The sequence below is a fragment of the Legionella navarrensis genome (assembly GCF_052527415.1).
In genome coordinates this window covers 55,660-78,629 of sequence record NZ_JBNVZR010000004.1, presented here as the reverse complement: position 1 = coordinate 78,629, position 22,970 = coordinate 55,660, and the positions used below count along the sequence as shown (strand labels likewise).

Here is a 22,970-nt window from a genome sequence, read left to right as displayed (position 1 = left end):
AATTAATTGTCCACCTGATAGTTTGGTGCCTGTTTGGTCACGTTGATGTTGTGGACATGGGATTCGCTCATGCCAGCACTGGTTACCTGAACAAACTGTGCGCTTTCATGCAGGCTGCTGATATCTTTACATCCGGTATATCCCATGCAGGAACGCAGGCCGCCCATCATCTGGTGGATAATACTCTGTACCATACCCTTGTAAGGTACGCGTCCTTCAATACCTTCCGGTACCAGTTTTTCCATACCCTGACTGGCATCCTGGAAATAACGATCGCTGGAGCCCTGTGATTGAGCCATGGCACCAATTGAGCCCATGCCGCGATAGCCCTTGTAGGTTCGCCCCTGGTATAACTCAATTTCGCCTGGAGATTCTTCTGTTCCGGCAAACATGCTGCCGAGCATGACAGTATTCGCACCAGCTGCCAGCGCCTTGCAGATGTCCCCCGAGAAGCGGATTCCGCCGTCTGCAATCACAGGTACTTTGCCCTTTAGTTCGTCTGCTACGTTGGCAATGGCAGAAATCTGGGGAACACCTACACCCGTTACAATGCGTGTGGTACAAATCGAGCCTGGCCCTATACCTACCTTGACCGCGTCGGCACCCGCCTCCACCAGATCACGGGCTGCCGCGCCTGTTGCGATGTTACCGCCGATAATCTGCACGTGTGGATAGTGCTTTTTAACCCATTTAATGCGGTTTAATACGCCCTGAGAATGACCATGGGCTGTGTCAACAACCAGAACATCCACGCCGGCATCTACCAGAGCTTCGACCCGCTCGTCTGTCCCCTCACCTACACCAACAGCGGCACCGACGCGCAGCTGCCCGGAAGCATCCTTACAGGCAAACGGATTTTCCTTTGCCTTTTGTATGTCTTTAACGGTAATCAGTCCACGTAAATGGAAGGCATCATTCACCACCAACAGCTTTTCGATACGGTGTCGATGCAGCAGACTGCGGATTTCTTCGCGCCCGGCACCCTCTTTCACTGTCACCAGACGCTCACGTGGCGTCATGACGGCGGATACGGGCAGAGACAGGTTGGTTTCAAAACGGATATCGCGACTGGTTACAATGCCCACCAGATTATCGCCATCCACAACGGGTACGCCGGAAAAATTATGATGAGTCATCACGTCCAGCAGCTCCTGAACCGTCAAATCCGGCGAAACGTATACTGGATCCTTGACCATGCCGCTTTCAAATTTTTTCACTTTACGGACTTCATTTGCCTGCGCCTGTATATTCATGTTTTTATGAATTATGCCTATACCGCCTTCCTGCGCCATCGCAATGGCCAGTCGGGCTTCGGTAACGGTATCCATGGCAGCTGACAACAAGGGTATGTTTAATTCAATTTCGTTGGTCAGACGGGTTTTTAAGGATACTTCCTTTGGCAACACGAGGGAATGGGCAGGAATCAGCAGCACATCATCGAAGGTAAGTGCCTGTTGAATAATAGTAAGGGCCATATGAAACTCCTGCAATTAAATTAACCCGGTAGTATATCAGATTTACAGAGATATTTACATACCATAGCCCTGTCATTACCCACAAGTCTCTAAAAAACTGTGTGTCGTTCCCGCGAAAGCGGGAATCCATCCATTACCTGAGCACTTTACCTGATTATAAATAGATTCCCGCCTTCGCGGGAACGACTTTATTTGGCCGAAAAATAGTTGTCAGTCTTGTGAGTAATGATATAGCCATAGCTCGTAAATTCGCTGACTGCATGATAATCTGGATAGGATTTTTTACACGGAAAGTTTAAAACCAATGCCAAGGAGGCGAGCACAATGGGTTATCTACCAAATCAACCGCGTAAAACATGCCTTGCTCTGTTTGTTCTACAGGCAATGTACTGTCTGCCTGCGTATACTGCTGGATTTCAGATTAATGAAGTAAGTCCGGGTCTTCAGGGTGATGCCCTGGCCGGAGCAGCAGCGGCACGCGATGACGTATCCGCGATGTTTATTAACCCGGCAACGCTTGCAACACTCACTGAAAACCAGGCTTATATCGGCGCCAGTGAAATCATGCCGTCTATTTCCATGTCTAATGGCTCAGCCGTACACACGGTTAATGTTCCCGGCACTTTACCACCCAGCAGCATTTCTGCTGTTGTTCAGGGGCAGACTTACCAAAATAATATATCACCGTCAGCCTTTGTCCCCGATGCCTATGTCAGCTGGCGCTTCACGGACAAAGTCGTAGGTGGACTGGCTCTTGTCGGGCCCTTTGGCTTAAAAACCAATTATGTTAATGATTCTGTGCTGCGTTTTGCCGCGGATTACAGCTCTATTAAAACCATTAACATCAATCCGGCTCTGGCGTACATGGTCAATGACAAACTGTCACTGGGTGCCGGTGTGCAGGCTCAGTATACGAGCGTTATTTTTTCCAATTTCAACGGACCATACACAGGCTACGCCCCCATTGATAATCTGATTTCAGCAACGAATCCTACCTACCTCAAAGCCAATAACTGGGGCCTCGGTTTTACGCTGGGTATGCTGTATAAACCAGATGAAAAAACGCGTATTGGCCTGGGATATCGCTCCCCTGTTTCTGATAATCTGAGAGGACATGGCCAACAATACACATCGCCAGGAAATACCGTCCCTGCTCCCTCGGTTGATTTTCTCTTCAACGCAGAAACATCGGTTTTCGGGCATCTCAAAACGCCGGATGTTCTTACCTTGAGCGCGGCCCATGATCTGGCAGACTGGACGCTTAAGGCAACCGCTCAGCTTAATTTCTGGAGTACGATTCAACAGCTCAGCATCGACATGCCGGAAGCGTTTGCAACCAACAGCACGATTCCTCTGAAATGGAAAAACGCCTGGTTTGGCTCTCTGGGAGCTGAATACCATGCGACGCCTCTCTGGACGTTTCGAGGTGGGCTTGCCTATGATCAGACACCTACATCTGATACGTATCGCGATCCTCGCATTCCTGATGCAAACCGCGTATGGCTTAATGTTGGCGCCAGTTATGTTGTCAACAAAAAAATCTCGATAGATGGTGCTTACGCGCATATCTTCATGCAAAACCAGGTTGTTAACGTGACGCAGGCCTCTGGCACGAACCCGGAAAACCCGGCTCCTCTGGAGATTAATCAGGTTCACGCCAATTACAAAGGGCATGCTGATGTTGTCGCTTTGGCCTTGCGTTACAAATTCTAACAAATTTCATGGAGAAGAAAGCATGTTGCATAATTTATCATCGATGATTACCAGCAAGGGACGGAAAGCCGGAGCATTGACCGCTGCAGCAATCATGAGTCTGGGCCTTTGCCACACGGCTCAGGCCATTCCGCTGGATAAAATTTCACAGCTCTACTTTTTTGGGGACAGTCTTACCGACAGTGGCTTTAATAACTATCTGCCGTTAGTGAGCTCTAGCATGCCCAATGGTAAGGCACCAACATTTACAACCTATGGTGGATTTACGTGGTCACAGTATCTGGCCAGGGATATCAAGGGGTTCGTTTTGCCGGATTTTGAATCGGGAAGCTATCCATTTCCAAATCCTCCTGATTTGATCACCAATAACACCACGCCTCTCAGCAATCCACCTGGGGTCGGGCCTGTATCAGGTACCTTGATGGGTATTGATTACGCGGCTGGTGGCAGTACCACCAACTCCGGTGGCTTTAATCTGCAATGGGCGCCGTCACTGCACGCTCAGATACAAAACTTTCTGGCAACAGCGGGTACACCACTTGATCCAAATGCGGTGTATTTTATCTGGTCAGGTGCCAACGATTTTCTGACTACCTTAACGACGCCAGCCATCGCGCCCCAATGCAGCCAGCTTCCCCCGGCAGCAGCTCAGCAATGTAACTTACTGGTTACCGCCGACATAGCCTCAACGAATATCGCGAACGAGGTTGCGCTGTTAAGCCGACATGGTGCAGAACAGGTGGTAGTGATGAGTCTGCCGAATCTGGGTTACACACCTTTCATTCGAGGAATGAATGTTCCCGGCCTTCCAGCCAGCATGAAAACCCTGTCTTTTACCTTTAATTCCATGTTGAACCAAAAGCTTGGGCAGGTTATTGCATCAACCGGCGTTAAGGTTTTATACGTCAACGTATATGGGATTGTGGATGATGTGATAGAAAGCACGATAGCTGGCAAGCCTTACATGGTTGACGGTCAGGCGTTTTACTTTACTAATTACACTGATCCTGCCTGTGGTGCTGTTCCCTCGGCTATTCTCTGCCCTCCAGGTACACCAACAGGTTATATATTTGCCGATGGCCTGCATCCAACGGACGAGGCTCACCGCGCATTATCACTGGCTGTTGAGCAGGCGCTCAGACGCTGGTAGTGGGTAGCCATGCCCCCGGATTACGCTGGCGCTAATCCGGGCTACTCGGTTAATTCACCCCGCTCATACTGTAGCCCGGATTGGGCGCCGCCGTAATCCGGGACAGGCTTTAGTTTAATCCGGGAGTGTTTTCGGTTAATCCACCATTCCGGTCAAGCCACCCCAGCTCAACACACACAGCCCGGCTGCGGTTATCAGCACGCCTCGCATGCTGAATAAAATCTGAAACACTGAGCGTATGCAGACGATTTTCAACGCGCGAGCGCACAAAGAATCGATACAACCCACAATAGCGGGCACGATCAGCTGCCATTCGCGCCTCGAAGGCTGCCGTTAAACGTGACTTGAATTCCTGCTCTGACGGCTCAGCAGGAAAAGCCATGTCACTGGCGCGGGTTATAGCGCGGATGGTTTCATTAAACATCTCCGTCACATGACGATTCGTTTTCGCACTGCTCTCCACGTATTGATGAATCCGGTGTGAAGGATAAGCCCGATTCCACTCTTCGATGTACTCGTGCACCCGTTCAGGCTCAATTGCTCTGCCCTTATCCCGCTTATTCCCGGCCAGAATAATGGTGCAGGAAGGTGTATAGGGTTTAATAATCCTTTTCATAAACGGATAGATGTCTTCAAACGATTGCCTCGAGGACAAATCAAAACTGACGATACAGGCATCAACCTGATGAAACAAAGGGATACACAGGTCGTGGTATAACTCACAGCCTCCATGATCCCAAATATGCAGCTTCAGTAAACTGTCACTCTGCTGGATTGTTTTGACTGAAAAATCAAGACCGATGGTTGCCTGATAATTGGCTGACTCGGAAAATACATTATCAACATAGCGACGGCGTAAGGCGGTTTTCCCTGTATTGGCATACCCTGCCATAACTATTTTATATATGGGTTTCTGCTTGTTTATGAAAGACAAATCTACCTCCCGCTTTGTCGGCTCATCAAGGCATGAGCAGTTTTTCTGTAAATCGACTGCGCAAATAAAAGCCCCTGGGCAGGGTGAGCACTTTGTTTCCTTCCGTGTCGAAACCATAACACAAAGAGCGCGCGTTAGCGCCTTTGGGTCGAACCTGTAAATACTCGCCCATGGTCGCATCAATTTCTTCCAGTCGCCCCATGCCGATCATGCACGATAGCTCCTGCCAGTCGTTGGCCAGTATCCGCTCGTCTTCAGCATTAGGGGACCAGAGTAATCCTCGACCTATTCGCCGGTGTTCAAAGGGAATCTGTCTGTCTCCTTCCAAGGGCAGCCAGAGCACTCGCTTCAGTTTTTGAAAACATTGCGATTCAGGCCAGGTCTGATGATGAATACTCAATAATGGGATGCTTGTGACAAAGGTAGACTCAGCCGGTTTGCCACGTTCATTCAGTGGAATGGATTTTAACTCGATACCCAGATGATGGAAATCGGGGAGACATTTTGTGCCAGCCGTAGAACCAAGAGCTACTTCAAGCGCCTGTCCGGCCCAGCCCTTTCGCTTGCTTTTCAGTGCTGGAATTGGACATTTCGTTAAAGAAGCCAGTTGAGCAAAACTCAGGCCCTCGATGGCCCGGCAGCGCTCCAGAAGTTCGTTCTCACTGGTCGGCGTCAAAATGGCTGAGTGCGCGCTCATGCTTACCTTCCGGGAATTCGACACTGATAGGAGGAACCGGTGCCTTGACGCCGGCCGCCTTGAATTGTGCCATAACGGCAAATAATACCTTGGAACGAACTTCGAAGCGTGTGTGTAGCGCGATATTGATAAAATACCGTACTTCAAACTCAAGCAGCGCATCGTCAATCTGTTTCAGGAATACCTGCGGCGGCGGTTCCGGCACAATTTCTGGAATAATGGCCAGCACGTCCAGGATCAATTGCTGAATCATTAAGGGATCATCATCACGGCTGACTTTAATCGGTATCACTGTACGGATAATACTGTCCTGATGGGTCCAGTTGGTGAAGGGTTTGTTAAATGTTTCGGCGTTGGGGATCAAAACCTCCATATTATCCCAGGATGAGACACGCATGGAGCGAATGCCAATATGCGCTACGCGCCCTTCAAAGCCGCCCAGGGTAATCAAATCCCCCTCTCGCACAGGCCGTTCAATCAGCAGCATCAAGCCACCGACAATGTTGCTGGCAAAATCACGCAGGCCAAATCCCATACCAACGGCCAGACCACCTAAAATCATCGACATACCGCTGAAATCGAGGCCAAGGATGCGCAGGGTTATAAAACCGCCTAAGAGAATAACCGCATACTGCGTGAATACGGACAGGCTGTTGCGAATACCCGCATCGGCCGTGTCACGATACAGCCAGCGAAAACAAAATTCACGGGTCCATTTGGACGCCCAGATCACCACCGACAGCGAGATGAAAAACTCAATAATGCTCGTGATGGTAATGTGAACACCGGAAATATTAATCAGGCCGTATTCGGCAAACTGCTTCAATTTGGTGACCACGGAGGAATCAGCATGCCAGTCAAACACCTGAAACAAGACAAACAAGGCAAAGATCACCAGCAACACACGCAGAATTTTATCCAGAGGCTTTAACAGAACCTCAATCCATAACCAGCCGTTATTTAAACGCGAAATCATCCACTCGGACATCAGGTCCAGGGCATCCAGCAACAGGCCACGCAGCAGCACATAGGCTGAAATGATCAAGAGAATCTGAACAATGTAACTGCTCATGGTCCAGGCGAGATTGATATACCCAATCAAACCGATTACCGCTGTCAAAAACAGACTAAGCGGCGCCAGCCTGACCAGCAGCATGACCGCATTGCGCAGATAACGCTTTTTTACCTTCATCAGCGGATGGAGAATATGAATAATCACATCATTACTTTTCCAGACCACAATAGCCACAGCAAGCAGGAACAGCATAAACAGACGGTTAAAGATATCCTGCAGCAGGAGAGACAACGGCAGCTGATGACTGATCACCATAAAGGCGGTGATCCAGCCACCTGTCAGCATGAGCCATTTCAAGCGATAGTACAGACGGACATCAATGCCCGATGAATCGCTCAGACGTTCCATCAGTCCGAGTCTTGCGACCAGGATCATCGAACGGAAGGTCAGCCAGACCAGCACCAGATCCAGCAGCATTCGATAGTTTGTAAAGGGAATCTGGTTGGCATAAAACAGCACCAGTAAGGCGCCGGTCACGGCCAGATGGGGCATGTTGCGACTCAGGATGCTCAGGGCTCCATCGTATAAATGCGCTGACAGGCGCGAGCGTTCCTTTTCCTGAGTCATTCGTTTCAAAAAAATATTAAGGCTGAACAGGCCCACACCAACCAGGATAAAAGCGCCCCAAATCAGCAGTGCCGACAGGCGGTCCTGCCACAGATAGTTATCCCTTACTTTCATGGCCAGTGCTTTGAGATAATTGTAAAACTGTGCAGGAATCTGGGCGAACTGGTTAAAGATAACAGGCCATAAGTCCACACGATATTCTGAGAGACTCTGTCTGACAGACAGTTGTTTTTTCAATTCCTGCTGGTGGTTTTCCAGGTCCTCCTGCAAGGTCTGTTCCTGTATGCCGATGCCCGCAATACGCGTGTTAATGATTCGCGTCAGCGAATCAAACTGCTGTTTAAGACCTGGATCGTTGATATGGCGTTGCTCGTTTTTCAATACGCGCAGCATGTTTTTCAGCGACTGTTCCATGTCAGACAGCTGGTTGATGACATCCTTATAAACATCTGTAACGGTCTGCAGTGTACGAATGTCTGGCGCCTTTAACAGCAGATAGTCTGCTTTAGCGAGTTTTCTTTGCAGATTCAGTTCAGCCACTTTGTGCTGGGTCAGATTAATCACCTGGTTGTTAAGCAGCAATCTCGCTTCCAGAGAATAGGTGGATTTAAACCCGGCTGCTACTTTAATCTCCTGCTGCAGGCGCAGACTGTTCTCATAGAGTTTGCGCAGAGATTCATTTAATTTGTCTTCCTGAGCATGCAAAGCATTCAGCTGCTCGCGCAACTGTCGTTTAGACTGCCACAAATCAAGCATCTGACGCTGATCTTTTAGCAAATCGCGATAATGCTGGGTTAAAGCCAGATTTTCATTAATCAGCTCAATGGTTTTTTTATTGATCTCGTTGAGGGTATTAATGCGCTCAATTTTTTCCTGGGCGCTTATCTGCGGTGATGACGCAGCCGGGAACTGCTGCAGCTGTTTAATGCGCAGACTGAAATCAACCTGCAGCTTTTTCTGATTCACCATGAAGCTTTCAAAGTTGGCGGTCTTCGCCAGAAGGAGAGCGGTCTGGGCTTCGTTTTGCTGCACTAATTTGAGGTATTCTGCCTGATTCGCCGGCTCTGGCGTCTGTTTCAGTTCATTAATGGCCAGAGTCAGATTGATTTTTTCCTGAGCCAGATACTCAATGAGTTTGCTGGAGTTATCTGTTTCTCTGGACGACGCCGCTACAGCGAACGTGCTGGAGAGCAGCGCGACGAGAAAGATAAGCCACAGTTTTATAGACAGCCATTGAGCCGTGTTCACCACATTTTTTTCCAGATTTTAATCGCAATGTGGGATTTATACCATACTGCGATTACTTGATATGCCCATGTTGGGCCGAGGCCCAACCTACTATAATTTAGCCGGTTTCGCCAGACGTATACCCAGCTCGGTCAATTGCGCATCGGCAATCGCCGTTGGTGCGTTGGTCAACAGGCACGAGGCGGATTGCGTTTTAGGAAATGCAATCACATCTCGGATTGATGTCGAGTTGGTCAGGAGCATGGCCAGACGATCAATACCCAGAGCGATACCGCCGTGAGGTGGGCAGCCAAACTGCAGGGCATCAAGCAAAAAGCCAAATTTTTCCTGAGCTTCTTCCTGATTAATCCCCAGCAAATCAAACACGGTCTGCTGCAGCTCTGGCTGATGAATTCGAATCGATCCGCCGCCAATCTCATAACCATTGATTACAATATCATAAGCTTTGGCAAGAGTGCCAGTTGGGGATTGTTTTAAAGCCTCTTTGTCCAGTTCCTGGGGTGAGGTGAAAGGATGATGCATCGATTGCAGACGGCTGTCACTGCCATCAGATTCAAACATTGGCCAGTCCACAACCCAGAGCAGTTTCCAGCCCGGCTGTATCAGACCACAGTCGTGGCCGAGTTTAATCCGCAGCGCGCCCATGGATTCTGTTACCATGGATGCCTTACCGGCACCAAAGAACAGCACATCGCCACTTTGTGCCTCGGCACGATCCAGAATGGCATTCACCTCTGTTTCAGACATGAATTTGATAATGGGTGACTGTAACCCAGCCATGCCCTGACTGCGATCGTTAACCTTGATATAAGCGAGACCCTTGGCGCCGTACTGAGCAACAAAAGCGGCGTAACCATCGAGATCCTTGCGGCTCAGACTGCATCCGCCCGGCAGGCGCAGTGCAACCACGCGCCCTTCTTTACTTTTTGCCGCATCGGCAAACACTGCAAAACCAGACTCCTTAAGCAGATCCGCCACATCGACCAGCTCCAGCGGGTTGCGCAGGTCGGGTTTGTCGCTGCCAAAGCGTCTCATCGCCTCGGCATAAGACATTCTGGGCAGCCTGTTCGGAATATCGACGTTAAGAATGTCCTTGAATACGCGTGTGAGCAGGCCTTCAATCAGGTCAATGATGTTTTCCTGATCTATAAATGACATCTCGATATCAAGCTGGGTAAATTCAGGCTGACGATCGGCACGCAAATCCTCATCACGAAAACAACGAACGATCTGATAATATTTATCAAATCCAGACATCATCAGCAGCTGTTTAAACAACTGGGGTGACTGCGGTAAAGCGTAAAATTCACCCGGATGTACACGAGAAGGAACCAGATAGTCACGGGCACCTTCAGGTGTCGCCTTGGTAAGCATGGGCGTTTCGATATCGACAAAGTTCTGAGCATTCAGTGTTTCACGAATACAGCGAATCAGGTTATGGCGCAAGGACAGATTGTGCTGCATGTCTTTGCGACGTAAATCGAGGTAGCGATACCGATAACGCAGATCTTCGTTAATTGTCTGATGCTCGTCGGGCAGAAACGGTGGCGTATTGGCCTGATTCAGGATCTCGAGATTCTGTCCCAGTATTTCAATTTTACCGGTCAGCATGTTGTCGTTCACCATCCCGGCAGGTCTTGAGCGTACAATACCAGTAACGCGCACAACAAATTCGTGTCTTAATGTTTCCGCATTTTTGAAAACGCTTGATTGATCGGGCTCATAAACAACCTGCACCAGGCCGGAACGATCCCGGATATCAAGAAATATAACGCCGCCGTGATCCCGGCGATTATGGACCCAACCGCAAATGCTTACCGTTTGATCAATTTTGCTTTCGTTAACGTCTGTACAATAATGCGTTCGCATAAGGCTTCCTTTAGTCTTTTTTATCGGCGGAGGGTTTACTGGCTGGGGCGTCGCTGCTACTGCCTGCTGACGTGTTTGTCTTATTTTTAAAATCGGTAACATACCAGCCGCTGCCCTTTAACTGGAATCCAGCAGCAGAAACCATACGTACCGCTGTGTGATTCTGACAGTTAGGGCATAATGTTGCCGGAGCATCGCTCATCTTTTGCAGTAAATCAAATTGCTGATGGCAAGTAGAGCATTGATATTCATAAATTGGCATCAACGTATCCTCAAAAAACTTATCTATAGAAAAAAGGGACATTATAGCCAGGTAGTTGACAGTGAACAACCGGGTGCTGTTTATATTTGAGTATAATTAGCAGCATGGTTTCAAGGGTTGAAAAAAAGTAACTCACCAATACGCACTCACGTCATCCTGAACGTAGTGAAGGATCTCCTGAATCTGGCTCGGTTCCAGGCGTTTGAGATCCTTCGCTTCGCTCAGGATGACGTACAACGACTATTGACTGCACCCATCGTTCAGATAAGCCGCTTCACCCAGAATATAGGTTGCCTTGATGTTAGCTTCCGATCCCAGCGTCATCAGGATAAACAGCAATTCAAAAATATCATTCACTCTGGCACGACGATATTTAAGATAGGACGATGCATCCGGATCAATGACAATAAAATCAGCCTCCTTACCCGGCTTGAACGAACCTACTTTGTCATCAATCTGTAAGGCTTTGGCGGCGCCGAGCGTGCTCATAAACCAGCGCGCCATGCTGGGTAATTTCACACTGTTCAACATCGATACCTTATAGGCATCGTCCATTACCGCAAACATGGACAGGCAATTACCCGCACCCCAGTCCGTGCCCAGCGTAATTTTATCTGTATACTGAAGAGCCCTGGCGAAGTTAAACAGGCCGCTGCCCAGAAAATTATTACTCAGAGGGCACCAGGACATGATGGCTCCCGACTTCCTGAACAGAGCCAGCTCCGCATCCGTTGTGTGGATACAATGACCAAACACGGTTCTGTCGGTACAGAGTCCAAACTGATCGTATACGTCCAGATAATGTCTGCTGTTGGGGTAAAGTTTTTTCACCGACTCAATTTCGGCAAGGTTCTCGTCCAGATGTGTCTGGATATAAACCTGGGGATGCTCTTTTTTCAGTGAGCCGCACAACTCAAGTAACGACTGGGAGCAGCACAGCGCAAACCGTGGTGAAATGCAGTAGGACAAGCGCCCTTTTCCGTCCCATTTCGCCAGCATGCGTTTGCTGATGTCATAGTTCTCCTGTGTGCTGAGACACAGACTGGCAGGTGCATTTTCGTCCATTAAGATATTACCGGTGATGAAACGCATGTTTCGCTTGCTCAGCTCTTCAAAAAAAATGTCCGTGGCTTCATGGAACAAAGGTCCATACGACACCGCGGTGGTGGTGCCGTTGCGTATCAGTTGATCAAGGAAAAAATTCAGATCGTCACGAGCCGTAACGGGATTGCTGTAGGTACTCTCGCCAGGGAAAACATAATCCTCCAGCCATCCCAGCAGTTTTTCACCATAGGCCGCTACAATAGAGCTTTGTGCCGCATGCTGATGAGTGTCAATAAAACCGGGCGTGATGATCTTGTTTTGATAGTTGACCACCTTTACATCAACCAGGCGGTCCTTCAAGTCTGAATAAGGGCCAACTGCCTTGATATGGCCCTGCTCCACCAGTAAAACACCGTCCTCAATATACACGTACTGGCAATCCTTGTCCTCAGGTGAATCTTTGGTAACAGAGGGCAGGCTGGCAAGGGTAGCGCTGTCTTTGAAATAGAAAATGGTGCCTCGATACGCGGTTGTCTGGTTTCTCATGTTACACATCCCTGGTTGTGGTATTTGATTCGTTTACAAAGTATAGGAACATAATGGCTATCATAATGATGGCCGGTAAAATCCACAGACTGGTAAAAAATATGACTGAAGTGGTCAGGGCATAAGGAATAAACAGCATCAGGCTGTTAAACAGGAACACACCAGTATTGGCCACGCTTAAGGCCAGGCCTTTTGTCTGTTGGGGAAATGTTTCATTAATAATGGTGAAAAACAGCATGGCGCCGGACAGAAAAAAGCCGATGAAAAATGAGACGATTTTAATTGGAATCAGGGAGTCGAAATGAAAATGCGGCAAATAAATTCCAGCCAGTAAGAATATGACACCAAGCGACAGCGACAGGTGGATTACCATTTTTCGCGATGCGAGTACATTAGACAGATAGCCAAGCAAAGGCGTCCCAACACCCACGCCCAGGAAAATACTGGCACCGATGATCATGGCATCGGACGAGTTGACAAGATAATACGTCTGAATATCAATATACCAAAAGCTTCCATAGGCCAGCAGCACACCAAATGAAGTTGAAACGGCTATGGTGATAATCCAGAGTTGTGGCCTTGCACAAACCTGCTTCAGCAAAGACCAGAGACTGCCGTTCTGTTCATGCTGGTCAGCATGAGGATTTCTGATGATGATGAGGCTCAAGGCAAAAAGTACCATCCCCGCATAAAACAAATGCAGATAAATGCTTTCCCAGGTGCCAGTGAGTAAAGCGGATGAGAGATAATAGTGCAAAATACCAGACAGGGTACAGGACATGGTTTGTGTCAAACCAAACAGAATGGGGAATAAGGAAGCTTTAAACCATTGCCCCGTCAGAATACCTGCGGCCACAAAGGCAAAGGATGCACCGGCGCCCTGGATAAAATTAGCCAGCGCAAACAAGGACAGGCTGGTTGCCGCGGTGATAAACAGATTGCCGAGGGCAAGGGTCAGTACCCCTGCGCTGACCACAAACCTGGCTGGATAGCGATCCAGAAGATAACCGGCAGGTATCTGCATAAAGGCAAATCCAACGATAAACATGGTTACAGCCAGGGTTGCCTCGATACTGTTGAGTGCCAGAGAGCTTTTAATGCTGGGTAAAAAAACGGCTGCAGCGGTGTTGAGAGAAAAGGCATACACCACATACAAGGTCGCGATAAACCAGACTATCAGTCCATTGATGGTTTTCATACTGAACCGTATTTCGCATGTGTGTTTAAACAAGCATAGTTTAAAATCCGTTATTCTGCCTTGAAGAACAGGCTAACCCTCAATAACAAGGGCAATATGGTTCAACAAGGCTGCCAGACGACAACCCGCCAGAGCGAGGCGCTGTTCGCTGATTTGTTTAACCTGCTTCTGATAAACACGGGACGGTTTTTGTCCATAGTTCAATTGATAGGCCTGATTCACCGCGGTGTGAAAAGACTCCTCGGCCCAGGCCTGTGGGGATAAGTTAAGCTGGCGGGCATCGCAGGGCCAGCGCTTCTCTATCAGTTTAGCCCGACGACGAAACATGGATATTGAATAAGGCTTGTCACGCAGCAGCAAGCCACCACCGCGATCCCAGTAGGCATGAAGATTATCAGCGACTGGATTGTAGCGGAGTCGATACAGATTACCGCCCTTGTCGCCGTTGCGTGTACGAGCGCTATACAGGCTGACCGCATGCATGGGCTGATGTATGTCACCCACAACATGCAGCAGAACACGCAGGTTAAAGCCCTTTTCGTAATTGCCGGCACGCCCGCTTTCAAGAATCTGTCTTGCCTGATCAATACTGACCACGGCATTCACATCCTTAGGGGGCTGCAGCGGTGTGTTATCACGCGAAAAAGGAATGTTGATGTAGTGCATGGACTGCATCCACAGTTGATCGGGCTGACGCAGTGTATCCAGCCAGGACGCCGATGCAACCAGCGTGCGGGGCCCCTGTTTAGAGCCCTGATTATCGATATAGCGATTGTAGCGGTTGAATAAATCGCGCGCCTCAGGGCTGAGATTATCATAGGCAATCTGAGCCACCAGACGATGCCCCAGACTATTCCATGCCTGAGTCTGCAGAGCCAGGACGGCCAGACCCATGCCAAGCGCTAATTGTTTTACATTCAAGACAGCTTATCCCAGGTAAGGTGACCAGGCAGGTTCCTGCACATCACCATCGCGTGCCGGCAAACGCATGCGGATGCGGCCATCAATAGACACGATACCCAGCACACCCTGATCATTATGACGGGTGGCATACAGAATCAAACGACCATTCGGCGACACCGATGGCGACTCATCGAGGCTCGAAAAGGTCAGCGCGGTGATCTGACTGTTGGACGTGTCCTGTACACCAATGTTAAAGCGTTTATCTTCTTCACGATGCAGCATGACAATATGCTTTTGATCCGGTGTGTACATGGCCTTGGCGTTATAATTGCCATCGTAGGTAACGCGGCTGATGGCTCCATCCGCCAGCGTCAGCTTATAGACCTGGGGAGAACCACCTCGACCGGAAGTAAACAGCAGCGAGCGGCCATCGGGTGAAAATCTCGGTTCCGTATCAATGGATTCGCCGAAAGTCATCTGCTTTAAATTACCCGAGGACAAATCAACCAGATAGATTTTTGGATTGCCGCCCTTGGATAAAACAACCGCCAGCTGACGTCCATCTGGTGACCAGGCAGGAGCCTGATTAAGCCCAGGGAAGCTGGTTATGAGCTGACGTTTGCCCGTTTCAACTGACACCGTAAAAATCTGTGCTTTTTTCTTTTCAAACGAAACATAGGCAATCTGTCGTCCATCTGGTGACCAGGAAGGCGACATAATTGGCTCGCCAGAAACAAGCAGGCTCTGTGGCCCGAAGCCGTCAGCGTCGGCTACTTCCAGCGAATAACGCGAACGCTGACCCTGCCGTTGTACCAGAACATAGGCTATGCGTGTGGAAAAGACACCCCGCTCCCCTGTCAGTTTTTCATAGACCATATCGCTGATATGATGGGCCAGAGGACGCAGATCACGGGCTCCTACCTGAAAGCTTTTCGTCAGCAGCACGCGCCCCTGAGCAACGGCATCCAGCAAATCAAAACTGACATCGTAACGGTTGCCTGAGCGTTGTACGCGTCCGGTAACCAGACTGTCCGCACCAGCCTGACGCCATGCCGCAACGGCTGCCCGGCCATCCTGAGATCCGGCCGGTGCCGGAATAATAGAAAACTGCCCTGACAGACGCAGGTCATTGTTGATGATATCCGTTAATTCCTGAGCGCCAGAATCGATGCCAAAAGAATTAATGGCTATCGGCAAAGCCGAATTAATCCCCTGGGTTAATTCCAGATCCAGCGCTGAAGCAAAGCCAGAAAATAACATCATCGCAAGTATCACGCTACGTTTAAAAAACACATTTACCCCCTGACATTCTGTGGTCTAACGGTTAAACTGATATCGCGGAACAAATCGAAGGTTGCCGGATCTACAGGAACAGGCAGTGGTGAAGCCTTGTAAATAGCTGTCTGCGCGGATCGGTCCAGGATGGCATCACCACTGCTGCGCATCAGGCTGACTTCCAGTACAGCGCCATCAGGCGCAAGGCGAATCCGGAACTGACTGGACAGGCTGCTGTCGACGTTGTCAGGCAAAATCCAGCGCTGACTGATGGCGTTGATGATCAAGGCTTTATATTTATCTACCTCGCCAGCCAGCCGGGCCCGCTTCGCCGCGTCAGCTGCTGCCTGCTTCTCCGCCGCTTCCCGTTGTTTTGCTTTATCCGCTTCCGCTTTTGCAGCCAGCTCTTTGGTTATTCTGGCCTGCTCTTCGGCTTGCTTTTTCTTAAGCTCAGCCAGTTTCTCTGCATCCTGCTTCTGCTTTTTTTCCAGTTCTTTCTGTTTGTTTTTCAACTCAGCAAGATTTTTGGCTTCCTGTTCTTTTTGCTGTGCCAGCTGCTTAAGGTGTTTTTGTTCCTCTTCAATTTTTTTCTTACGGGCAATGGCAAGAGCAGCTTCTTCCTCTTTCAGTTTTTTCAGCTGCTGCTGTTCACGCAATCGCTCTTTGCGCGCCATCTCTGCCTGTTGCCTTAAGGCATTCTGTCGTGCCTGCTCGGCCTGTTGCTGACGGACACGTTCCTGTTTCAGACGATTGACGGTCTGCATCACCTCCTGACTGTCCACGCTGACCGCCTTGACTACTTCAGGGTGTTGCTCTTCGCTTTCCTTTATCGGCGTAAGTTCGCCAGGTTCATTGACGGCTTCCTTGACCAGAACCGGGCGGCTGCTGCTGAACTCGGCCAGTAGCATAAAGGCAAGAGACAGGTGTATGAGGATTGCAAAGACGAAGGCACTGCGATAACTGTTATCGTTCATCATCCCCGGTTCTCCTCTGGCTGTGAGGAGGAATCAGTTACAAGCCCGACCTGCTCTGCGCCAGCCTGCTTTAACATGCTCATGGCCGTTACTACTTTGCCATACGGCACTCCCTGATCTCCCTTGACCAGAACATCCAGCTTTTGATGCCCCTGTTTTGCCAGCTCGATCTCGGCTGCTACCCGCACCATCAAGGCCTGCGGCTGAATAGGCAAATCAGGCTGTTCATGAATATTCAGAAAAAACTCGCCCTTTTGATTGACCGAAACAATCACAGGCTCTCTGTCTTTGCTCTGCAGAGTTTCACTGGCCGCTTTGGGAAGGTCAACGGTCACGCCCTGAGTCAACATGGGCGCGGTAATCATGAAGATAACCAGTAAGACCAGCATCACGTCGATATAAGGCACCACGTTGATATCAGAAATGGGACGGGCACCGGCTGTTTTCTTTCGTAACATAATTTATCCTCTGGCGGCTACCGAAGTCTGCTGCTCAATCAAGGCAACCAATTCCTCCTGAAACAAATCATATTCCTCTAATAATGTATTGGCGCGTGTTGAATAACGGTTATAGGCAATAACAGCCGGTATGGCCGTGAACAAGCCCAGAGCTGTAGCAACCAGGGCTTCTGAAATGCCCGGAGCGACCATGGCGATAGTCGCCTGGGATGCCTGCCCAAGAGCCTGAAAGGAGGTCATGATACCCCAGACCGTTCCAAACAGGCCGATATAGGGAGCAATCGAACCAACAGATGCAAAAAATGGCAAATGCTGGTTCAGCTGCATGGCTTCCCTGGCATGGCTTATCTGCATCACACGCTGAATCGGCTCCAGTACCACCGCGCCTTGTTTGCGAGTGCGCAGGTATTCTTTGAAGCCTGAATGAAAAATGGACGCCATGCCCTGCCTGCTGTCGGCATTGCTGTCAATTTCGGAATACAATCTGCTCAAATCACCGCTTTCCCAAAAACGTCTGTTGAAGGCGTCGCTTTGGTTTTGCTTTCGTTTGAAGTACCAGGCGCGCTGTAAAATCAGGGTCCATGAAATGACTGACGCAGCAAGCAGGATCAGCATGACCGATTTAACAACCAGTCCGGCCTGCATAAAATAACCTAACACACTGGCATGGCTTCCCATGTCTCTCTCCTAAATTTTGCCTAAACTGGCGTATCACTGACATTTAAACCAAAATGCTCATAAGCCAGAGGCGATGCCATCCGGCCACGGGCCGTTCTCATCAAAAATCCCTGCTGAATCAGGTAGGGTTCCAGGACGTCTTCGATGGTCCCCTTCTCTTCTCCGATAGCCGCTGCAATACTTTCCACACCAACCGGTCCGCCATCAAAGCGGTCGATCACTGCCCGCAGCAGCTTTCTGTCCATAATATCAAAACCGTGCTGATCCACGTCCAGCATCAGCAGAGCGCGTTGCGCCATATCGAGCGTAATAATACCTTGGCCACACACTTCCGCATAGTCCCTGACCCGACGCAGAAGACGATTGGCAATTCGTGGCGTACCGCGTGAGCGCATGGCAATTTCCCGTGCACCGTCTGCGTCGGCCTGAACTTTAAGCAGGCGCGCGGATCGGGAAACAATATGAGTTAAGGCATCGACCGAATAAAATTCCAGGCGCTGCACAATGCCAAAGCGATCACGCAGTGGCGATGTCAGTGAGCCGGCGCGGGTTGTCGCTCCAATCAGGGTAAACGGTGGTAACTCCAGTTTGATTGAACGGGCAGACGGCCCTTCGCCAATCAGAATGTCCAGCTTGTAGTCTTCCATGGCCGGATACAGAATTTCTTCAATCACAGGGCTTAATCGATGAATTTCGTCAATGAACAAAACGTCGTTTTCTTCCAGATTGGTCAGCAGCGCGGCCATATCGCCGGCTCGCTCGAGCACAGGCCCGGACGTTTGTCTGAGATTAACGCCCATTTCATGCGCGATGATACCGGCCAGCGTTGTCTTGCCAAGACCGGGCGGCCCAAAAACGAGGACGTGATCCAATGGGTCGCGGCGATTTTTGGCGGCGTCAATAAAAATGCGCATTTGCTTGCGAACGGCATCCTGACCGATGTACTCATCCAGACTCAGCGGACGAATGGCGCGATCGATAGCCTCTTCTGAAACAACTGCACTGGCACTGATTAAACGATCACTTTCAAGCATGAGAGAGGTAATCTGGTTAGCTGATTTTGACATTCTAACACAGCTTTCCCGGCAATCTCATGTGATTTTCTCAACTATTCTTAATGTCCTATAATCATTTGGATCAATCTGGTCAAAAAATATCACGATGACACGTTGTCGCTCTGACGAAGACAGGTGCAGAAGAAAAAAAATGCCGGCGTCCAGAATAACCTTCATTTTATCGAAAGGCCCATCACGGCCGATCGGCCCGTGCAAAAAATATTGTCCAGAGCACCACTCGAGTTTCTCTATACTCAATGCAACGGTCTGACAGCGCAACAGATACCCAAGGTAAATTAACAGAGAGATGGCCCCTGCTATCTTAATGTAAATAGAAAAACCGGACTGGATTATCATCCACAGACACAGACAGCTGAGCATGATAATCACCCGATCAAAAAGTCTGGACTTAACGAGTGTGGCCGTGCCGCCGGATAAGTTCAACAAGATCGGTCAGCTCCTTATCGTCGGGATCGCTGCTGTTCATCAGCCAGCTGTAAAGTACAGGATCGGCTTCTTCCAGCAGGCGCTCCAGAGTATTGATTTGCTGCTCATTCAATCCATCCAGTTCGTTCTGAACAAATGGATTCAAGACCAGATCCAGCTCCAGCATGCCCCGCCTGCATTGCCAGTTTATTTTTGCCTTACGTGCTGCGTCGATCATATAGACAGGTTCCTGTAGTGTCAGCGTTATCGGCCGCCAGAGCGCCAAATGATCCTGATTTTGCTCAAATTCATGTACATTGTTAAATCATTCGGCGCTCGGACAGCCTCGCAATGACGGATTAATTTGCCATCGAACGCAATCTTACATTAGACTTCTTCTCAGGAAAACACAGACAGCGACTATTTATGCCTGATTATGTAATTAATGAACGACCATATCATACCCTGGCTGCCATAAACGATGAACTGCGGCTCAGTGACGATTGTAATGCCCTCTACGACCTGTCTTATTTATCGCTGATTGAGATTGATGGTCCGCGTGCCGCGGAGTTTCTGCAAGGGCAGATGAGCTGTGATGTCAACCAGGTTGGCGAGACTCAGATGCGTCGTGGTCTGTTTTGCAACCTGCAGGGTCGGATTCAGGCCATGGCAGACGTCATTTACTGGCATGGGTATCAGCTGGTGTTACCAGAGGATTTAATTCCAGCCATGCTGACAACGCTGGCTAAAACAGCCCTGGTATCGCGCGTGAAACCAAGCCACAATACAGGCTGTTACGTTTATGGACTGCATCTGCCCCGGGCTGATTCGCCCATGCCGCTCCGTATCCAGCTGCCTGAGACGCCCTTTTCGGCTGCCGCAAATGATGAGATGTGCTGTTATTCCATAGGAAATCATTGTTATATTCTCGTATCGAAAAGCCCCCTTGCTGACATGCCCATGCGTGGTTCACTGAGCTGGCATCGCCTGCAGCTCGCGCTGGGTCAGGTTGAAATTTATCCTGATACACAATCGTTGTTTTTACCGCATCGCCTCGAGCTTCAAAAAAAATCGTATATCAGCTTTGATAAAGGCTGCTACAAAGGGCAGGAAATTATTGCGCGCACACATTATCGCGCCAGGCTGAAGCACAGTCTCAGGCAGTTTCTGATTCCAGCTGGCGAGCCTCTGTCTGCCGGAAAAAAAATCATGGCGCCAGACACTGGGGCTGAAGTCGGTGAACTGATAGACTTTTCCCCTGTTTCAGCCGATACGATCATGATCTCAGTCAGTATTCTGAATGAATATCGTGGCCTGGCGGCCATTGAGGATCATCAAGGGCCTGCCGGTTTTTTTGAAACATAAGCAGACAGGCACCCCGTTGGAATTACGCAGCCGAGGTCAACAGGTAAATCAACATTGCGGCACGCTGAGTCTGTATGGGTAGAGAGCTCAGATCCAGCGTTTCCTGAGCTGAGTGAGCCCCAACACCCAATGGGCCCAGCCCGGCCAGGGAGGCCGATACCATGGATGCCACATAAGAGACATCGCCAGCGCCCCTCAGGCCTGGTGTTAAAGGCTTGACCGGACCATAACCCAAACGGACACTGGCCCTGCTGTATTCATTCAGCAGATTTAAATTGGCTCGCGTTGGCGCCATGCCAGGGATGCCGTCCTGATACGTTATACTGGCGGTGGTTCCTGGCAGATTTTGTTTAACAATCGCATTAAAGCGCTTCTCGGCGCGCAGTTTCTGTTCGTTGCTCAGATAGCGTAAATCCCCTTTGGCCAGCGCCGTTTTGGCAATAATGTTTTCCTTGCCAAACACCGCACCTTTCGCTTTTGAAGGCTCAAAATTCACATTTGTGCCTCCCATGATGATACCAGGATTGAATGACAGATAGCGTTCACGCGCCAGTTCAACGCGCATGGTATCCAGAATACGTGCCAGCTCATATATCGCACCGTAGCCCGCAACTTTTTTGAAGACGAGAGAAGAATGCGATTCCTGCCCCTGTGTTTTGATGGTCCAGTCGGTGATGCCGCGACGCGCGATTGTCGCCGTGTCCATCGTGATGGCACATTCAAAATCAAGTGCAACATCGCTGTGAGCCGCCGCGTCAAACAGGGGTTTACGTGAAATACTGGCTGGTTTGCCTGAGTCTTCCTCATCACCCGTCAAGACAACGGTTATTGATGCACCATCAAGCGCATGAGCAGCCTGCAAGGCTTTCAATGCATAAAGAATAACGACATCGCCTCCTTTATCGTCAATAACGCCCGGACCTTTTGCCATGTTACCGGCTTTACGTTCAAAACGCTGGAAGGGGCTGGCTGCAGGAAATACCGTGTCGAGATGGCCTATCAACAACACCCGCTTACCGTGGTTACCCTTGCGCTCGGCCACCAGAGTACCCGCGCGATGAAACTGTGGCGGCTCCTCTACCCACCAGGTTTTGAAACCAAGCGATTCAAACTGAGGACGCAGGAGGTTACCGACCTGATGAATACCCGCTATATTTTCAGTGCCAGAATTTATGTTGACCAGTTTTTCAAGCAGAGCAATCTGTTCCTGCAGTGTTGACTGGGTGTAATGAACAAGCTGTTGTTCTATTGATGCTGCAGATACAGACTGATTCAACACGAGAAGCAGGAAAATAAAAGGGCAAACCCATTTTTTCATGTTTTTTCCGTTCAGGTTGCAGCCCGTATCAGCGATAGCACAATACGGACATTAAGTGAGGTGTAATATTTTTTGTGGTTTCTGTTATTTTCTACCCGGCAACATGCGACGAAGCACATCATCCTTGTCGATAAAGTGATGTTTCAATGCCCCGGCAAGGTGCAGCACCAGCAGACCAATAATGATAAACGCAATGATTTCATGCGACTCTGCAAGCGTCTTTGCCAGCCCTTTGTCTGGATGCAGCCCTGGAAACGGCACATCAAACAAGCCAAAATAGCTGGGAATCCACCCACCTGCAACGGACATGGTCCATCCGGACAGCGCCATTAAAATAACGAAAAGGTAAAGCGCATATTGAACCAGATGCGCCAGAGCCTTCTGCCAGACGGGAACCGTTGCAGGCAGCGCTGGTTTGCCTGTACGAACAATCCAGAACATGCGCAGGAGCATCAGAACAAGAATGGTCAGACCAGTTGATTTATGCATCAAAAAAGCGATTGAAGCATATTGTTCAGGAATAGAATCAAGGAAAAATCCAAAAATAAGCATTACAACGACCAGTAATGCGACAAGCCAATGAAAAAATTTAGACCCGCTTGAATAACGGGCAACCTCTTTAGTCCCTGACATCATGCCTCCTGTATGTGTCTGATTTATTAAAACATAATAGCCAAACTGCCTATAATAGACCAGATATTTTTAAGTAATCATCTTATCTTCCAGCCCCTTTCTGGCAT

The 22,970-nt window shown here is 49.4% G+C and carries 21 protein-coding genes; 3 read left to right on the top strand and 18 right to left on the bottom strand.

Translation table 11 applies throughout. The features are described 5' to 3' along the window. Window positions 1–2 precede the first annotated feature (2 nt). Window positions 3–1,475 carry an IMP dehydrogenase gene (guaB, locus tag ACQUTA_RS04060; RefSeq protein WP_444986924.1) on the bottom strand — a complete coding sequence of 491 codons (1,473 nt, stop codon included), beginning with the start codon at window positions 1,473–1,475 and terminating at the stop codon, window positions 3–5. Window positions 1,476–1,799: 324 nt separating this feature from the next. Between guaB and ACQUTA_RS04055 the strand changes: the two genes are divergently transcribed. Continuing rightward, on the top strand, window positions 1,800–3,188 hold the full coding sequence (locus tag ACQUTA_RS04055) for an OmpP1/FadL family transporter (RefSeq protein ID WP_444986923.1): 1,389 nt from the start codon (window positions 1,800–1,802) through the stop codon (window positions 3,186–3,188). A gap of 22 nt (window positions 3,189–3,210) precedes the next feature. Next, window positions 3,211–4,338: an SGNH/GDSL hydrolase family protein gene (locus tag ACQUTA_RS04050; protein WP_444986922.1), complete on the top strand. Its 1,128-nt coding sequence runs from the start codon at window positions 3,211–3,213 to the stop codon at window positions 4,336–4,338. A gap of 109 nt (window positions 4,339–4,447) precedes the next feature. On the opposite strand, the gene ACQUTA_RS04045 is transcribed toward ACQUTA_RS04050, so the two are convergent. The 15 genes from ACQUTA_RS04045 to ACQUTA_RS03975 form a co-directional block, all read right to left on the bottom strand. Beyond that, window positions 4,448–5,272, bottom strand: a complete 825-nt coding sequence (locus ACQUTA_RS04045) for a Rab family GTPase (RefSeq protein WP_444986921.1) — start codon at window positions 5,270–5,272, stop codon at window positions 4,448–4,450. 25 nt (window positions 5,273–5,297) lie between these two features. After that, window positions 5,298–5,969, bottom strand: coding sequence for a DNA mismatch repair endonuclease MutH (mutH, locus tag ACQUTA_RS04040; protein ID WP_444986920.1), 672 nt, complete (start codon window positions 5,967–5,969; stop codon window positions 5,298–5,300). After that, complete coding sequence (locus ACQUTA_RS04035; RefSeq protein ID WP_444986919.1) at window positions 5,932–8,862, bottom strand: mechanosensitive ion channel family protein; 2,931 nt, start codon at window positions 8,860–8,862, stop codon at window positions 5,932–5,934. Before ACQUTA_RS04035 ends, mutH begins: the two co-directional genes overlap by 38 nt. An 87-nt stretch (window positions 8,863–8,949) precedes the next feature. Next, entirely contained in the window at window positions 8,950–10,728 is a 1,779-nt protein-coding gene (gene aspS / locus ACQUTA_RS04030; protein WP_444986918.1) for an aspartate--tRNA ligase, read from the bottom strand. 10 nt (window positions 10,729–10,738) lie between these two features. Then, window positions 10,739–10,990, bottom strand: a complete 252-nt coding sequence (locus ACQUTA_RS04025; RefSeq protein WP_444986917.1) for an FmdB family zinc ribbon protein — start codon at window positions 10,988–10,990, stop codon at window positions 10,739–10,741. 240 nt (window positions 10,991–11,230) lie between these two features. Next, on the bottom strand, window positions 11,231–12,580 hold the full coding sequence (guaD, locus tag ACQUTA_RS04020) for a guanine deaminase (protein WP_444986916.1): 1,350 nt from the start codon (window positions 12,578–12,580) through the stop codon (window positions 11,231–11,233). A 1-nt stretch (window position 12,581) separates the two neighbouring features. Next, on the bottom strand, window positions 12,582–13,778 hold the full coding sequence (locus tag ACQUTA_RS04015) for an MFS transporter (protein WP_444986915.1): 1,197 nt from the start codon (window positions 13,776–13,778) through the stop codon (window positions 12,582–12,584). Between the two features lie 72 nt (window positions 13,779–13,850). Continuing rightward, on the bottom strand, window positions 13,851–14,699 hold the full coding sequence (locus ACQUTA_RS04010; protein WP_444986914.1) for a S1/P1 nuclease: 849 nt from the start codon (window positions 14,697–14,699) through the stop codon (window positions 13,851–13,853). Between the two features lie 6 nt (window positions 14,700–14,705). Then, window positions 14,706–15,944, bottom strand: coding sequence for a Tol-Pal system beta propeller repeat protein TolB (gene tolB, locus ACQUTA_RS04005; protein ID WP_444987003.1), 1,239 nt, complete (start codon window positions 15,942–15,944; stop codon window positions 14,706–14,708). 32 nt (window positions 15,945–15,976) lie between these two features. Next, the gene (gene tolA, locus ACQUTA_RS04000) at window positions 15,977–16,933 is read right to left on the bottom strand and encodes a cell envelope integrity protein TolA (protein ID WP_444986913.1); all 957 of its coding nucleotides are present in this window, start codon (window positions 16,931–16,933) and stop codon (window positions 15,977–15,979) included. After that, the gene (tolR, locus tag ACQUTA_RS03995; RefSeq protein ID WP_444986912.1) at window positions 16,930–17,388 is read right to left on the bottom strand and encodes a protein TolR; all 459 of its coding nucleotides are present in this window, start codon (window positions 17,386–17,388) and stop codon (window positions 16,930–16,932) included. Before tolR ends, tolA begins: the two co-directional genes overlap by 4 nt. 3 nt (window positions 17,389–17,391) lie before the next feature. Further along, complete coding sequence (gene tolQ, locus ACQUTA_RS03990; RefSeq protein WP_444986911.1) at window positions 17,392–18,066, bottom strand: protein TolQ; 675 nt, start codon at window positions 18,064–18,066, stop codon at window positions 17,392–17,394. Window positions 18,067–18,086: 20 nt separating this feature from the next. Continuing rightward, the gene (ruvB, locus tag ACQUTA_RS03985) at window positions 18,087–19,100 is read right to left on the bottom strand and encodes a Holliday junction branch migration DNA helicase RuvB (RefSeq protein ID WP_444987002.1); all 1,014 of its coding nucleotides are present in this window, start codon (window positions 19,098–19,100) and stop codon (window positions 18,087–18,089) included. A 57-nt stretch (window positions 19,101–19,157) separates the two neighbouring features. Continuing rightward, window positions 19,158–19,568: a hypothetical protein gene (locus ACQUTA_RS03980; protein ID WP_444986910.1), complete on the bottom strand. Its 411-nt coding sequence runs from the start codon at window positions 19,566–19,568 to the stop codon at window positions 19,158–19,160. Beyond that, a complete protein-coding gene (locus tag ACQUTA_RS03975; RefSeq protein WP_444986909.1) occupies window positions 19,531–19,785 on the bottom strand; it encodes an FAD assembly factor SdhE in 255 nt (84 codons plus the stop codon). The genes ACQUTA_RS03980 and ACQUTA_RS03975 overlap by 38 nt, the downstream gene beginning before the upstream one ends. Window positions 19,786–19,973: 188 nt before the next feature. On the opposite strand from ACQUTA_RS03975, the gene ygfZ reads away from it, so the two are divergent. Further along, on the top strand, window positions 19,974–20,912 hold the full coding sequence (gene ygfZ / locus ACQUTA_RS03970; protein ID WP_444986908.1) for a CAF17-like 4Fe-4S cluster assembly/insertion protein YgfZ: 939 nt from the start codon (window positions 19,974–19,976) through the stop codon (window positions 20,910–20,912). A gap of 22 nt (window positions 20,913–20,934) precedes the next feature. Here ygfZ and ACQUTA_RS03965 read toward each other — a convergent pair whose 3' ends face one another. Together ACQUTA_RS03965 and ACQUTA_RS03960 are read right to left on the bottom strand one after the other, a co-directional pair. Beyond that, the gene (locus ACQUTA_RS03965; RefSeq protein WP_444986907.1) at window positions 20,935–22,230 is read right to left on the bottom strand and encodes a M20/M25/M40 family metallo-hydrolase; all 1,296 of its coding nucleotides are present in this window, start codon (window positions 22,228–22,230) and stop codon (window positions 20,935–20,937) included. An 84-nt stretch (window positions 22,231–22,314) separates the two neighbouring features. Continuing rightward, window positions 22,315–22,863, bottom strand: coding sequence for a cytochrome b (locus ACQUTA_RS03960; protein WP_444986906.1), 549 nt, complete (start codon window positions 22,861–22,863; stop codon window positions 22,315–22,317). Window positions 22,864–22,970 lie beyond the last annotated feature (107 nt).

Bases quoted from the DNA above. Each gene is read 5' to 3' on its own strand.
- guaB (WP_444986924.1), bottom strand. From the start codon at position 1,475: ATGGCCCTTACTATTATTCAACAGGCACTTACCTTCGATGATGTGCTG.
- ACQUTA_RS04055 (WP_444986923.1), top strand. From the start codon at position 1,800: ATGGGTTATCTACCAAATCAACCGCGTAAAACATGCCTTGCTCTGTTT.
- ACQUTA_RS04050 (WP_444986922.1), top strand. From the start codon at position 3,211: ATGTTGCATAATTTATCATCGATGATTACCAGCAAGGGACGGAAAGCC.
- mutH (WP_444986920.1), bottom strand. From the start codon at position 5,969: ATGAGCGCGCACTCAGCCATTTTGACGCCGACCAGTGAGAACGAACTT.
- aspS (WP_444986918.1), bottom strand. From the start codon at position 10,728: ATGCGAACGCATTATTGTACAGACGTTAACGAAAGCAAAATTGATCAA.
- ACQUTA_RS04025 (WP_444986917.1), bottom strand. From the start codon at position 10,990: ATGCCAATTTATGAATATCAATGCTCTACTTGCCATCAGCAATTTGAT.
- guaD (WP_444986916.1), bottom strand. From the start codon at position 12,580: ATGAGAAACCAGACAACCGCGTATCGAGGCACCATTTTCTATTTCAAA.
- ACQUTA_RS04015 (WP_444986915.1), bottom strand. From the start codon at position 13,778: ATGAAAACCATCAATGGACTGATAGTCTGGTTTATCGCGACCTTGTAT.
- tolB (WP_444987003.1), bottom strand. From the start codon at position 15,944: ATGATGTTATTTTCTGGCTTTGCTTCAGCGCTGGATCTGGAATTAACC.
- tolA (WP_444986913.1), bottom strand. From the start codon at position 16,933: ATGATGAACGATAACAGTTATCGCAGTGCCTTCGTCTTTGCAATCCTC.
- tolR (WP_444986912.1), bottom strand. From the start codon at position 17,388: ATGTTACGAAAGAAAACAGCCGGTGCCCGTCCCATTTCTGATATCAAC.
- tolQ (WP_444986911.1), bottom strand. From the start codon at position 18,066: ATGGGAAGCCATGCCAGTGTGTTAGGTTATTTTATGCAGGCCGGACTG.
- ruvB (WP_444987002.1), bottom strand. From the start codon at position 19,100: ATGCTTGAAAGTGATCGTTTAATCAGTGCCAGTGCAGTTGTTTCAGAA.
- ACQUTA_RS03975 (WP_444986909.1), bottom strand. From the start codon at position 19,785: ATGATCGACGCAGCACGTAAGGCAAAAATAAACTGGCAATGCAGGCGG.
- ygfZ (WP_444986908.1), top strand. From the start codon at position 19,974: ATGCCTGATTATGTAATTAATGAACGACCATATCATACCCTGGCTGCC.
- ACQUTA_RS03965 (WP_444986907.1), bottom strand. From the start codon at position 22,230: ATGAAAAAATGGGTTTGCCCTTTTATTTTCCTGCTTCTCGTGTTGAAT.
- ACQUTA_RS03960 (WP_444986906.1), bottom strand. From the start codon at position 22,863: ATGTCAGGGACTAAAGAGGTTGCCCGTTATTCAAGCGGGTCTAAATTT.